Here is a 13,986-nt window from a genome sequence, read left to right as displayed (position 1 = left end):
TTCAAAATGAATGTCTTCTGTTGTTTTTTCAAAAAAGAAACTTTTGCCGTCTTCCTTCCGGTAAAATAGATTTTTCGAATGCTTAAGCCCAAACACCAACATGATATAATAGAATTTATCATTCTGATATTGATCGCATAAAAAATAAGGCACAGTAGAATCACGTAAATACTGCAACATTAATTTATATTCTTCAACCTTTTTATCCTCTAATAAAGTGAATCCATACTCCTTCAAATCAAGATTATCTTTTCCAAAATCCCAACGGTATGCAACCCGTAAGCTATCTGTCCTTACTTCATATACTTCATTTTGATAAGGATTGGAAAAATATACTTTATGTTCATAATTATAGAAAGGTTTAGAATTCAGAATAGTGAAAACGGGAGGCACATGCCAAAATTCTTTCACATTCTTGGAAGACTCTTTAGAAATAACGCTGATACAATTATCATTCTCAGAAGCAGGTAGTGTCCATGTAATGAAATACTTACTCTCCAGCTCCTCTATCAATTGATAATTCGTCCTCGTTGGCAGTTTTATTTCTTTTATGAATTTTCCATCCAGAGAATACACATAAAGAGAGCCAAATGGAGATAGCATATACACTGCATTTTCTTTTTCTTTAATAACGGCATCGTATATTTCACGATACTCTCCGGGGCCTTGTCCCTTTTTACCTATTTTATGCAAAAGATGCCCTTCTTCATCAAAAGAAAACACAGCCGGAACCCCTTCATCAACAATATAATATCTGTTATCTTTAATAATAACTTTCACAGGCCTTACAAGAAAGGAACTATCATTGGTTTCCAATGGAATGACAGATATTTTAGAAAATAATTCTTCCATTGGAACAGGGCGTTCAACCAAATCGACATGTAATACTTCACAGTCGGTTTTATCTCCAGTACTTTTACATGAAAAAAGTATAAACAAGAGAAGTGTTAACAAGATATTCTTCATAACTTTATTAGATTAGATTAACAATGCAGGAAGCTATACCAAAGTGTTTTTCATGTCTATATACGTTTTAAATACGTGCAAATATAAGCCATATTTTTCTTATACTCACCATATAGTGCGTTACAAAGCGTTACAAGACCTCAATTTCCGGCAGTTGCAACTGAAAAAGATCCCTATTGTGCTGAACAATAGAAATAGAAGGATCAATTTGAAGTACCTTAACTAAGCGGTGCTTAGCTGTCCGGAAACACTCCCGGCTCCCTCTGGATAAACACATCTCGATTTCCTTACGTGTCAATTGACAATCAGTAGCATTTAAGAAAACCAGCAAGAGAGTATAGGACTGGAGATTAAGTGAAATTATTTCCTCATTGCACTCCAGTGTCTTTTTATATACATCAAAGGTCAGTATAGGACTCAATTTATAGATCAAGGATTTTGTTCCCAACAGTTCTTTTGCCTTTTTTAGTTCCGCTATTTGCCCTTCGTACGCCTTTGACTTTTGCTCCAGATCCTTCAACAGCATGTTCTTTTCCCGAGCATCAGATTGCTGCATTTCAACCTGTTGCGCATATTGATCCCGCATTCTTTCTAACTCTTCTAATTTTTCTTCTTTTTTGTTTAGCTTCTCCACCAATAGTCCGCACTCAGACTGTGTTTTAAACAAGTGCTTTCTCACCCTAAACAAATAGATCAAAAAAACAATCAAACACAAAGTCATACCAACGATCCCCCCAAATGGAAAGAAATGATATCTACAAACCGACCACCAAGTATAAAATAAAAAACCGGAAACCTCTATTTCACATCTCTCCCCCAAATAAACAACAAACTTCAACTCTGGAGACAGGTTGACAGTTTGGCTTTTTCTATATAAGATCCTATTTTCCAAGTCTGTAGTTACTATTTCTATCGCAACTCTTGCCAGAATATGTCGTGTTTGCAGGCTATCCGCCCAGGTCTGACTCAAAGTCATGGGAGATAACTGCTTCTCGGAACAAATAACAGAGTGTAATGAACGTTCTCTCGATATCTGAGAAAGATTTTTCCGGCTCTTCGCAACATCCACTTTATACTGTCTGGATCCGGTTTCGGTCATAATCGAAATACGTGTCACTTGATATCCCTGAAAAAGAATAAAATAAATCCAATGCTTCCCCTTTCTTTTTCATTTCATCTTTCAACACTTGTATAAATAGGTTTTCTGCCTTTATATGCATCAACTTCTTATTCCTTTGAAAGAAATAATAACTAACATACTGCTTATTCATGACAATATATGTATTGTACGGATTTAGAAGAAACACAATGGCAAGTTATTGAAGTTAACACTCAAATTCCACAAGATGCAGATTAAAGTATCTTATGATTCTTAGAAAAATATTTTCTTCATACAGTCTAAGTTCATCTTGACAGCCAAGATACGCATCTTAAGGCGCAAGATGTGTATCTTGGCGCGTAAGATGTACATCTTGCGTGCTAAGATGAACTTTAATTACTGACCTGAGCAAGTTTACCTCTCGCGTTTTAGAGCTTTTAGTAAAGTGATTTGCCGTTTTAAGATTGGTTTCTTAACTTCTTTCTGTTTTTTAGTAGCATCACCCCGTAGTGAATCTATTTAAGCGGAAAACCGTTTATAGACAGCTTGCTTTATTCTTGAAAATTGTAGAATACATATCAATTTAAAGATAAGCAAGACAGTTCATAAGCATTCTGTTCACTTTCCGCAATTACATAGATTAGATTGTTTTTCTCATCCACAGCTATATTTACAAGACCATGGTTAGCCTTAATTTTACTTGTTGGAAGTCCTTGCCAACTAAATACAGTAATCTCTGAAGGTAAAGCTTCGTTTCCTCTATTATGCAATAATGCATAAATACTATTATTTGTTGCATATACATCTTCGAAACCAATCTGAGTCGTTTCATTGGAAACTACATACGCCGGAATTGCTCCTTCAGCAATACCATATTTAGGTTCGTAAATATAAAGCGTTTTATTCAATGACAAACGACAATTTTCGTCCAAGTCAAATAGCTCCAAGATCCCTCCCAGATAGGTCGCATTCAACATCTTCGTCCTGTCCGGTTTTAACTTGGTTTTGGTATTACTACAGAAAACCGACCATACTTCTTCTTCATTATTTGTATTTAAACAATCAGAGAAAGAATTGTATAATTGAGTAATCTTTCCATCTTTTAATAATCCAAACCGAAGATCCTTATGGTTCGCTTTTACAAGAAAATCCGAATCTTTAAGAGAAAGCATATCATAGATTATTGTGGGTACTTCAGAGTGTGGTAAGCTACCATAATTCACTTGCATAACTTCAGATTTCAATGAATCTTTTAAAAAAGAAGAGACATCATATTTCACTATTTTACGCATTGAAGAGTCGTATGCATACATGTTTTTTCCATCTTCAGATAAATTGAATGCCCCCACATTTATAAAATCAGCAGGCCCCTGACCTTTTTCTCCAAATGATTTTACAGGTACTCCCTTTAGAGTAAACAGATGAAAGAAGTTATTATTAACATTATCCAACACCAGTAGCATTGAGTCTATAAGTTCTATTTGCAAAGGATACGAAAATAAAAACGTATCATTTAAAACAACCAGTTCCCGTGATATGCTATCGCTACAAATAACTTCGTTTGAAAACTCAACCTTCTCTTTTGCCGGATGACATCCCCAAAGAATAATCCCTATTAAGATTAATACACTGACATTTTTATTCATAAGCATCCGATTTTAGGCGGACTAAAAGCTTTACTTAGCTTTCAGACCTAAAGGTTTCTACTTTAAAGTCCTTTAGGAAGTGACTGATTTGCCTGTTTTAAAGGGAATAGAAATACTTCCACTCCCTTTGATAAATTCATCTTCAAAGATTAAATACTGAATACTGCTTTAATCTCCTATACTGTATGCGTCATATACAATATCGACCTTGTCATGACTAACAGGACAATCTACTGATCCGCGTCCATAACAATGAGTTTGCGAAGATTCTTCTCCACTTGCCAAAGCTTCTACATTCTGCAATAAAAGAGGATCTACATCCTGAAATTTCTGCACCGGTTTTAAATACCAAATCGAGACGATAGCAACCAAAAGAAAAGTTGCTTTCAAATAGTTCTTCATTTTCATAAGATATATGTTTTAATTATTCACTGCAAAGTTAAAAGCCATTACTTAATAAAATATCATATATTGCATTACAATTTATTACATAGTATAAAAGGTTCCCTAAATTATTCCTTTTCCGGCAGTACTAATTGATATTTATCAATATCCCTCTGAAAAACAGTAATCTCAGGATCTACACTCAACACAATACGCAAACGAGAAATAGCTACACGCAAACGAACCATGCCTCCACTACCATCTTTCCACAAACATTCCAATAACTCTTCGTAGGTTAAAATATATTCAGGAGCATTCAGAAAAGCATCCAAAAGTCTACAGGCCTGTGAAGTAAGAGGAATTGTTTGATCACCACAAATTAATAACTTTGCATAAGAATCAAAAGTGACCTTCGGACTCAATATATAAAGTAATGGTTCTTTTCCGGACTCTCTTAATTCTTTAAGCTTTTGAATTTGTATCTCATACTCTTTCAGTATTTTCTCCATATTTTTTCGTTCTTCTTCACGCTCTTCGCCTCTTGCTGAAAGGTCTTTAATCCGTTTTTCATATTCTCTTTGTTTTGCCTCCAACCTTTTCTGATCCTTTTCCAATTGTATTCGAACTTTTCTTTCACGATCCCGATCATTAGCTAAACGTCTTTTATCATTTCGGATTTTAGTTATATACTTCTTCACCAGATACCAACCACAGAAAATAATGATAAGAGCGGCTGCCACAATCCCTATTACTTCAAATGGAATACTATCATATTGATATACAGCCCACCATGAATAGGACCAGAAACCAATAATCTCAAGTTCACATCTATTACCTACATAAAAAGTAATTTTGTGTGTCCCGGAACAAAGGTCATTGCAATTCTTACATTTAAAATGGGAGATAGTATTATCCAAATGAGTTATTGATATGTGTACATCGGTTTTAGCCAAGATTTTATGTCTTTTGAGTACTTTATTCCAAAGTTGTTGTAAAGTGTCTGTAGATAGGCAACTTTTTGTGCAGACAACTGAATGCCAAGACCGCTCTGCCATATTTTGTGAAATATTCATTTTGCTTTTCTTTGCGTCCACGGTATAAGACTTAACTCCTTCACTTGTCGTAACACGAATTATCAAAGGAACCGTATCGACTACTACTCTAGAAACATAAAACAGATTCAACTCTTGCTGCTTTCTGTGCAACTCTTTCTCGAGCACTTCTACTAAAAGGTCTTCCGATTCGGTGCGCATTGCCTCCACATTTTTCTGATAGAAATGAATGCTGACCAAGAATGCTTGCATTATTATACCCAAAATCCATAAAAATAATCTAGAGCGTTTCATCGTAGTTTGTTTTTGCAAACAAATGTAATACTTTACAATATTATCTCAAAATCTCACTACCAATTTCACTGATTAACAGAGGATAAACATACAATCGCCCGGTTATTGATATAAAAAATAGAACCCTAAATGTTTACCTCAAACAACAATAATCAAAAGATTATTTATTTCACCGCATTTCCCATATTAAATTCTAAAATAATTTAACGATTAGGCTAAAAAAGAAATTTTGACATAATACGTCCATTTCAACGCATTACAATTTATTACATACCATCACATTATTAAAAACCAACCCATTAACAGGTAATAAAAAGTAATACATTCTTTTTAATTAAAAGAAGCACATACAATTAACAGATAAGAAATCGAGGCTGGGTGTCAGGGTAATATTGTTTTAACAGCCTCACTCTCCCCCAACTCAATGTATAAAACAAAAAAATTGTCTAAGGAAAAGATCTCGACATTAAGCAACCGTCTAAATATCAAATATTTAGAAAATGATAAAACATTCATAAAAGCATCTGCAAACATAAAGGGAGCTATTCTGACATTACGATTATTCCACTATCAGAAGGTACCATAAAGTATGTAACCAGGAGTTATTTTTATCCCCGGGAGTTATTTCTACCATTTTTTATGTAATCAATCAGTATCTAAATATAAATAATAAGCGGGCAAAATCTGATAAGTGAAGCATAGATCATGAAAATAAACCTGATTACCTCACAACTATAAAATCCCCTCCATACGGCAAAGTCTAAAACAATCGTAAATATATACATTAAAATCCGTTACCAGATATTACCCATATCTTTTAAAAGATTATACCCAATCAAGCTGTACAAAAAGCCCTATAATTGCAGCACCAACGACTAATTGGGAATTCCCCCCAAAAAAGAAGTTTGAAAAAATGATGGTTTAACTATGAAAACAATATTAATAATTATCTAAATACAGTTATGGAACCAGTTATTCTATTTTTACAGTTGATCTTATTGGACACACAATTTAATGATGTATGTCCTTGTATGCAAACCGATGTACAACTCGACCTTACAAGTCAGTACCAAACAGCTACTTTTATACCTGCTTTCTTATGGCAAATGTCATGGATATACCCGATTGAAGGTTTGGTAATAGGGTTGTTTATTGTTCTCATGATACGTTATAGAATCATGTATAACACGAAACTCTTTTCCCACGAAAAACTGGGCATTGTTCAAAACATAGCTCATAAAACTCAAACCCCACTGACTCTGATGCATCACTTACTGGAAGAAATCGCCTCTGACAACCTTCCTGAACCTACATCTCAAAAGTTAAAGCGAGTGCTCGGCTACACCAGCCACATCATGAACAGCTACCAGAATATTGGAATATTCAGCAATATAGAGAATGAAATATATCCTGGTTCTCCCATTGAGTTTGAACTTTACACTTTCATTACCTCAATCACCAATCAATGCCAGAGTTATGCCAATACTCGCCAGATACAATTAAACGTCAGCAAAGATTTCGGCTATATCAGTTGCCGGGTAGACGAAATTACCATGACTGCGGCCTTACAATGCCTGTTGAGTAAAATAATCGATGCCACACCTTGCAAAGGTTGCATTAATATGAACGTGTCTCACCTGAACAACCATTGGAGCCTCCGGATTACCAATGGACCAGAATGCAAACAGGACAATAAAAAGTTACTTTCTCTACTCTCTGCCCTTATGTTGATATACCACTGTGGGAATCTTCAAATCATAAAGAAGATAATCCGCTTACATGGTGGAAAATTAATCGGGGATTGCCATAGGCGAATTATTACTTTTCAAGTTATCGTTCCCATAAACGGTTGCTGCAATACAATCCAATGTCCGGAAGTGGAAATTCCTACCATAAAAGATGGCAAGATGGGCCGTTCTGATAAAAATAGGTCACACGTACTGTTAGTCATGTCAGACAATGAGTTGAGCAGCTACTTAAATGAAGCCCTCTCAACCCTCTTCCGGATAACTATTCTTAATAATCCGGAACGTTTATCCAATTTCTCCGGTCAGCGAACACCAGATATTATCATTATTGATGAAATAGTGAACGGTATAGGCGGAAAAGAAATTTATTCCCGGATAAAATCAAATGCCAGCATGGTTCAAACTCCCGCCATTCTCCTGATGAACTTCAATGATAATAGGAGTTATCTCACCCATATCCATTGTGGAGTAGATAAATTGGCACCACGTGCAATCAGTATTTGCAGGCTTAAAGCGGATATACAAGTACTTATAAATAAGCATAAACGTATCAAACAGCTTCTGGAAACCAATTTGCCTGCCGACCTCCCTGAGACAACTGCGAAGAGTGAAGAAAACACTCTATTTATGGATAAAGTAAATAAGCTTCTGGAAAAGAATCTCTCATCAGACAATTATACGGTCGACATGTTAAGCGCCGATATGGGAATGTGCCGTACTACATTCTATACTAAATTAAAAGAGATTACAGATAAAGCACCTGCAGAGTACATGTATTATTTTAAAATGAATAAAGCCAAAATTTTACTGGTTACACAAAAATACACCGTTACAGAAATAGCAACCTATTTAGGCTTTTGCGATGCTAAATATTTCGGAGCAAGATTCAAGAAGTTCTATAAAGTGCCGCCTACGCGCTATATCAAAGAGATTTTATAATGCCCGTAAGGGTTTATAACCTTTTCATGATCTCGTCACACATACCTGGGCTCATAAGCCCGGGTACGTGGGACAAATCTATTATCAAAAACCTGAATGTTCATTCTTATTCTCATAAGAATCTACTTCCCGGTTTTTCTCACCGGAATAGTTCCATACGATTTCATCGGTATACTCCTTTCCTTTGATTGCGGCTACAGCTTTCAGAACATTTTTCCCATCAGCAAGTGCCACATTATCGAAGATGTAATGCACATTAGTATATCCTTTGCGAATACCGCCCAGTTCTTTTCCATTCAGATATACTTTAGGAGTCCCGATATTAGAATAGACAGTAACGGTAGTCATTCGTTTTTCACGATCGACATTACGACGTTGCGTGAGATAAAGAACCGGATTCTCACTCCAGTTGGCCTTGTACCAGAAATAAGAGTCTTTCTTTATTTTACGGTCAAAGGTAACCAGGCCTTTCATATTACGTGCGGGAACACCGCCACGTGTCCACATCGGTACGGCAAAATCAAACATATTCCAAAGATAAGAAGCGATGATATATGGATGGTCTTTGATGACACTCCACTGATATTCGTGTGTCTTAGTCTGGAATGTTTCCGGATAGAACGGCTTGCCCCAATTGAGGGCGTCACCCAAATATTCGGTTTGATGGGCCAAGTTGGCATCGGCACCATATTCAGTCAACATCAGCTTCTGATAAGGATATTCTTTTTCAAGTTGTTCTACCCAAGGCTTGATATCCTGTATCTTCTTCTCGTACCAACCGAAATAACGGTTCATACCCTGTATATCCGCATTCAAATTGACCGGATGTTCCATATGTCCGTATCCATTGACCGAAACGGTATAACGATCCGGATCTTCCGTCTTAGCAAGATCATGAAGAGATTGGGTCAAGGCAGCTGTATATTCATGAGGCTGATATACTTCGTTATGAAGCCCCCATACGTAAATAGAAGGGTGATTGAAGCTTTGACGGATTAGTTCACGAAGCTGGCTTTGGGCATTTTCCGCTTCGTATCCGGTCACCCGGTTTACACAAGGTATTTCGGCCCAGATAATCAGTCCCAGTGTATCACAACGGGAGTAGAGATAATCTGACTGTTGGTAGTGGGCAAAACGGACAGTAGTAGCCCCCACATCCATTATTGTAGCCAGATCGAAGTCATGATGTTCATTCTTAAGCGCACTGCCCAGTCCCCACCAGTCCTGATGGCGGGTTACGCCATACATCGGATACTTTTCTCCATTCAGAAAAAAACCTTTCCCGGCCACAATCTCATATTTACGCACACCAAGAGGTTGCACCACCTCGTCAATTACTTTTCCATCTGCCATCAGCTTGCAGACAACCTTATAGAGATAGGGATCTTTGCGTCCGTGCCAGAGGTGCGGATCTTTCATCTTAAAAGTAGATGTATAGGTCTGTGTTCCTTGCGGAGTCAGGTCGAACGACTGGCTGTGTACACTTACTTTACGCCCATCCTGCGTATAAATAGCATTTTCAAGAGTCAAAGCAGCAGGTTGGAGCCTGGCATTATCCAATTTTACCTTCACAGTTATATCGGCTGACTTTTTTGAAACATTCTTTTGGGTAATATAAACACCCGGAGAGGCACAATCGGTAACCGTAATGTTATTCTGCTCAGTTACAATCAGCCATACGGGACGGTAAATACCACCATATACTCCGAAAAGATTCTGATTGACCGGAATTACGTTGGGACGGGCCTTATTGTCGGCTTTAACAACGATCTCGTTCTCTGTTCCGAACTGAAGGACCGTACCTATTTCACAGGCAAAAGCAGAGTAGCCACCCTTGTGAGTGCCGACCAATTTTCCATTGACGTATACTTCCGAACAAGCCCCTACTCCTTCGAAACGCAGAAATATACGTTTATCTTTCAAATCTTGAGGAAAAAACTGTGTTTTCCGATAGTAACCCACCCCTTCATAGAAAGAGCCCGATTGAACTTGCATATCCTTGGCATTCCAGGTATGTGGAATCTCAACAGTCTCCCACTTTCCGTCCCATTGTGAAGCAGCCCGCATCGGATCGGCTGCAAAAGGACCTTTCTTAAATTGCCAGCCGGTATTGAATGCGGTAACCTGTCGTGCCATCAAGGGAGAAATACTACTGCACAGGCATAAGCATGCAATAATTAAATAAGATAGTTTTCTCATAATATTTTATTTTAATGATTGGTCACCTTTTTGCGGGTGAACGCACAGATAAGGAAATTCTACTATGTCAATGCATCCCGGTACTTGTCTGTCGTAGAGGAAGTTTCTTTAATTTGCAATTTGATTATAAAGGGTTCTCCCGGATTTTGCGAAGGCATAGCTACATTATATTCATTCCGGGTGGTCTCGACAACCTTCAGTTCCTGTCCGTCCGGTAAAGCGGCTTTCTCTATTTTTGTGCCTTTCGGAACCTTTACATCAAGGAAACCCGAATAGGGACAATTGAATACAACCATATAAATCTCTTGACCTTTACGGGTATAGTATCCCCAGTCTCGTTTATCCCATCCGGCATAGCCACAGCCATAAATACACTCACCATACTTCTTCATCCATTTACCCAAAGCTACAGCCAACTCCTTCTCTTCCGAACGGAAATCACCATCGGCCTGAGGACCGAAATTGACTACCATATTCCCTCCCATCGATACAGCATGCACAATACGGTCGATTACTTCTACCGGAGTCTTGACATAACTCAGCGACCAATCCTTATGATATCCCCACTGATTTTCGGGAAGGGTCATACAAGCTTCCCAATCCCATTTAGTCACCTGCAAGTCCTCCACCGGATCAGGAAGACGACGTTCGTACCCCGATTCATAATCTCCCATAAGACAGCCATTGCTATCGAAGTGTCTCTTGCCATAATCATCGGCACGAAGCCGGCTATTGACAGTGACTCCCGGCACAAGATTCTTCAACATCTGCTCTACATGAGCTGTCCACCAACCATTCTTCTTAATACTTGCATCCCAAGTGCCGTCGAACCAAAAGTCCTTAACCGTCGGATAGCGGGTAGCCAATTCCTTCAACTGATTATCGGTGAAAGTGAGAAAACGGCTGAAAGCAACGCTATCTTCTTTCGATGAAATCTCATAACGATAATCCGGATGGCTCCAATCCATTACCGAAAAGTAGAAATGCACGTCGATACCTTCATCATTGTAGGCTTTTACCAACTCGCCTAAGATATCTTTCTTAGATGGAGTCTGCGCTACGGTATATTCACTATACCGGCTCGGCCAGAGACAGAATCCTTCGTGATGTTTCGTTGTTATCTTGACGTATTTTACTCCCATCTCTTTGGCCATTCTCGCCCATTGGCGTGCATCAAATTTTACCGGATTCCATTGTTTCATCAGCCCCAGCCATTCAGAAGCAGGAACTTTAGCCCACGACTTGAGCCATTCGGCAGCTCCATTATATACTTTACCTTTCCATTCGCCACCGGGAATGGCATACAGTCCCCAGTGAATGAATTCTCCCAAACGATTGTCGCGAAACCGCTTCATAGCTTCGTCCTGACGCTTGCCGATGTTAGTGGCACCATATTTTAAAGGAATTTCCTTTTTAGGTTCTTGAGCTAAAACATGAATTGAAATGCAGAGTGCAATTAAAATAAATAGTTTGTTCTTCATGGTGTTCTATTTTCTAAGGTACGCACAAAGATAAAACATTGTAGCCATATAACAAACAAGGTGTAGCCATACGTTCTCAATGACTACACCTTTTATTTTATATGCAAAACTACGGATTATCCGAAAACTTCTTCACCTTTCAGCGTGGCAGAACTGGCTTCCGTAATTCTTACGTTCACAAAATCGCCTATCCGGTGAGTACCACGATCGAATACAACCACCCTGTTCTGCTCGGTACGGCCGAACAACTGATCGCGCGAACGTTTCGAAACACCTTCTACCAATACTTCATAGGTCTTTCCGATACAGCGGGTATTGGATTCAGCAGACAAACGATTCTGCAAAGCAATTATTTCATTCAGACGACGGACTTTTACCTCCTCGGGAACATTGTCTTCCAGATGTTTAGATGCATAAGTACCGGGACGCTCGGAATATTTAAACATAAATGCCGCATCATAGCCACAAGCCTCCATCAGCGAAAGTGACTCCTGATGATCTTCCTCTGTCTCGGAGTGGAAACCGGAGAATATATCCGTAGTAAGCCCGCAATCGGGGACAATACGCTTAATAGCCGATACACGATCCAGATACCATTCACGCGTATATTTACGATTCATCAACTTAAGAATACGCGAGCTACCGCTTTGCACGGGAAGGTGAATGTGTTTACATACATTAGGCACTTGTGCAATCACCTCCAAAGTTTCATCACTCATATCTTTGGGATGCGAAGTTGTGAAACGGATACGTACATCCGGCGCCGCCTCAGCTACCACACGAAGCAACATTGGGAAGGTAACCACTTCTCCTCCCTCCTTCTCAAAACGATAAGAGTTTACATTCTGCCCCAACAAAGTAATCTCTTTGTAACCTTTTGATACCAGATCAGCCACTTCGTTCAGAATACTTTCCACATCCCGGCTGCGTTCACGACCACGGGTGTAAGGCACTATACAATAGGTGCAGAAGTTATTGCAACCACGCATGATGGATACAAATCCGGAGATATGGTTACCGCAGATACGTGAAGGAATCACATCCCGATAGGTTTCCGTAGTCGAAAGCTCTACATTCATTGCCTTCTCACCCGCTTCCACAGAAGCGATCAGTTCCGGAAGAGTCAAATAAGCATCCGGCCCCACTACAAGATCTACATGATGATGTTCAATCAAATCATCTTTCACTCGCTCGGCCATACATCCCAACACGCCTACAATCAGATGCTTCTTCTTTTTCTTCATCGAATGAAAAAACTCCAGACGATTCAGAATCTTCTGCTCGGCATTGTCACGGATAGAGCAAGTATTCATAAATACCGCATCAGCCTCTTCCAGCGTTTCGGCAACCGAATAACCGGCCATTTGCATCACAGAGGCAATTACTTCACTATCGGCCACATTCATCTGGCAGCCATAAGTCTCGATAAACAACTTCTTGTTGTCATCAGCAGTTGCGGATTTAAAGTCCGCTCCCGTCAATTCGTTCATAAATTCAGAATTTAAATTTGTACCTGCAAAGATACAGCTTCATCCTCAAAAAGTTGTGAAATGAAACCAAAATAACACTTTTGCTTATCGATTCAGAGGCAAAAGGATAATTTATGTTAATAGAACAAACATTTATGGCGTAAGGATTTGGCACTATTAATTTTATTTCACACATTTGTGCAATGAAAGAAACATTAGATTTTTTCATAGTTAAGGTTTAGGTTAAAAAAATTAAGGGGAGCTGTGAAGCTGCCCTTTTTTCATGCCAAAATATTGGTATCAATCAGATTAAATGTATAACTTTGGCGGACTGTAGAAAATAAAAGTACTATGGATGATATTTTAAAAGTCCTCGTCATTATGGCTGTTTTCGCATTACCTCTTATCAGACAGATCAAAAAGAGCAAAACGGAAAGATCTGCCCAAAAACCTTTCGTACCCATTCCGGATACGGAAGAGGCCGAAGTCCTTCAAACACCGCGAAAACATCAAACATTCCGTTCCCAACCGCTCCCTCCGAAAGCGGAAGTGAAGAAAAATAAAACAATTCCTCCGAAAATGGAAACATCCCCGACAGATGATCCGGAATTTACCATTCGCTCGGCTGAAGAAGCCCGAAAAGCCATTATCTGGTCCGAAATTCTGAATAGAAAATATTGAAAGATTATTCCTAACACGAAAATAATAC

General features: G+C 38.6%; 10 protein-coding genes. 2 read left to right on the top strand and 8 right to left on the bottom strand.

Annotated features, from left to right (window positions below; genetic code table 11):
• The 5 genes from ISX59_RS19150 to ISX59_RS19130 form a co-directional block, all read right to left on the bottom strand.
• Nucleotides 1-966, bottom strand: a 966-nt coding sequence (locus tag ISX59_RS19150) for a 6-bladed beta-propeller (protein WP_220576169.1), incomplete at its 3' end; no start/stop codon positions are given.
• 130 nt (nt 967-1,096) lie between these two features.
• Nucleotides 1,097-2,065 carry a hypothetical protein gene (locus tag ISX59_RS19145; protein ID WP_255580241.1) on the bottom strand — a complete coding sequence of 323 codons (969 nt, stop codon included), beginning with the start codon at nt 2,063-2,065 and terminating at the stop codon, nt 1,097-1,099.
• A gap of 578 nt (nt 2,066-2,643) precedes the next feature.
• On the bottom strand, nt 2,644-3,711 hold the full coding sequence (locus ISX59_RS19140) for a BF3164 family lipoprotein (RefSeq protein ID WP_220576168.1): 1,068 nt from the start codon (nt 3,709-3,711) through the stop codon (nt 2,644-2,646).
• 168 nt (nt 3,712-3,879) lie between these two features.
• Nucleotides 3,880-4,119, bottom strand: a complete 240-nt coding sequence (locus ISX59_RS19135; protein ID WP_005812437.1) for an NVEALA domain-containing protein — start codon at nt 4,117-4,119, stop codon at nt 3,880-3,882.
• 104 nt (nt 4,120-4,223) lie between these two features.
• Nucleotides 4,224-5,441 carry a winged helix-turn-helix domain-containing protein gene (locus ISX59_RS19130; protein ID WP_220576167.1) on the bottom strand — a complete coding sequence of 406 codons (1,218 nt, stop codon included), beginning with the start codon at nt 5,439-5,441 and terminating at the stop codon, nt 4,224-4,226.
• A gap of 962 nt (nt 5,442-6,403) precedes the next feature.
• Between ISX59_RS19130 and ISX59_RS19125 the strand changes: the two genes are divergently transcribed.
• Nucleotides 6,404-8,128: a helix-turn-helix domain-containing protein gene (locus ISX59_RS19125; RefSeq protein ID WP_220576166.1), complete on the top strand. Its 1,725-nt coding sequence runs from the start codon at nt 6,404-6,406 to the stop codon at nt 8,126-8,128.
• 84 nt (nt 8,129-8,212) lie between these two features.
• On the opposite strand, the gene ISX59_RS19120 is transcribed toward ISX59_RS19125, so the two are convergent.
• From ISX59_RS19120 to miaB, 3 genes are all read right to left on the bottom strand, one after another.
• Entirely contained in the window at nt 8,213-10,327 is a 2,115-nt protein-coding gene (locus tag ISX59_RS19120) for a glycoside hydrolase family 2 protein (RefSeq protein WP_220576165.1), read from the bottom strand.
• A 62-nt stretch (nt 10,328-10,389) separates the two neighbouring features.
• A complete protein-coding gene (locus ISX59_RS19115) occupies nt 10,390-11,808 on the bottom strand; it encodes an alpha-L-fucosidase (RefSeq protein WP_220576164.1) in 1,419 nt (472 codons plus the stop codon).
• 116 nt (nt 11,809-11,924) lie between these two features.
• Entirely contained in the window at nt 11,925-13,298 is a 1,374-nt protein-coding gene (gene miaB, locus ISX59_RS19110) for a tRNA (N6-isopentenyl adenosine(37)-C2)-methylthiotransferase MiaB (protein ID WP_032540946.1), read from the bottom strand.
• Nucleotides 13,299-13,628: 330 nt separating this feature from the next.
• Between miaB and ISX59_RS19105 the strand changes: the two genes are divergently transcribed.
• On the top strand, nt 13,629-13,958 hold the full coding sequence (locus ISX59_RS19105) for a hypothetical protein (RefSeq protein ID WP_032531548.1): 330 nt from the start codon (nt 13,629-13,631) through the stop codon (nt 13,956-13,958).
• The last annotated feature ends 28 nt before the right edge of the window (nt 13,959-13,986 follow it).

The sequence above is a fragment of the Bacteroides sp. FSHCM14E1 genome (genome assembly GCF_019633785.1).
In the GTDB taxonomy this organism is placed as follows: Bacteria; Bacteroidota; Bacteroidia; order Bacteroidales; family Bacteroidaceae; genus Bacteroides; species Bacteroides hominis.
This window is presented reverse-complemented; position numbering and strand designations above follow the sequence as displayed.

Excerpts from the sequence above, each read along its gene's own strand:
- ISX59_RS19125 (WP_220576166.1), top strand. The coding sequence starts at position 6,404 with ATGGAACCAGTTATTCTATTTTTACAGTTGATCTTATTGGACACACAA.
- ISX59_RS19105 (WP_032531548.1), top strand. The coding sequence starts at position 13,629 with ATGGATGATATTTTAAAAGTCCTCGTCATTATGGCTGTTTTCGCATTA.
- ISX59_RS19130 (WP_220576167.1), bottom strand. The coding sequence starts at position 5,441 with ATGAAACGCTCTAGATTATTTTTATGGATTTTGGGTATAATAATGCAA.
- ISX59_RS19115 (WP_220576164.1), bottom strand. The coding sequence starts at position 11,808 with ATGAAGAACAAACTATTTATTTTAATTGCACTCTGCATTTCAATTCAT.
- ISX59_RS19120 (WP_220576165.1), bottom strand. The coding sequence starts at position 10,327 with ATGAGAAAACTATCTTATTTAATTATTGCATGCTTATGCCTGTGCAGT.
- ISX59_RS19145 (WP_255580241.1), bottom strand. The coding sequence starts at position 2,065 with ATGACCGAAACCGGATCCAGACAGTATAAAGTGGATGTTGCGAAGAGC.
- miaB (WP_032540946.1), bottom strand. The coding sequence starts at position 13,298 with ATGAACGAATTGACGGGAGCGGACTTTAAATCCGCAACTGCTGATGAC.
- ISX59_RS19135 (WP_005812437.1), bottom strand. The coding sequence starts at position 4,119 with ATGAAAATGAAGAACTATTTGAAAGCAACTTTTCTTTTGGTTGCTATC.
- ISX59_RS19140 (WP_220576168.1), bottom strand. The coding sequence starts at position 3,711 with ATGAATAAAAATGTCAGTGTATTAATCTTAATAGGGATTATTCTTTGG.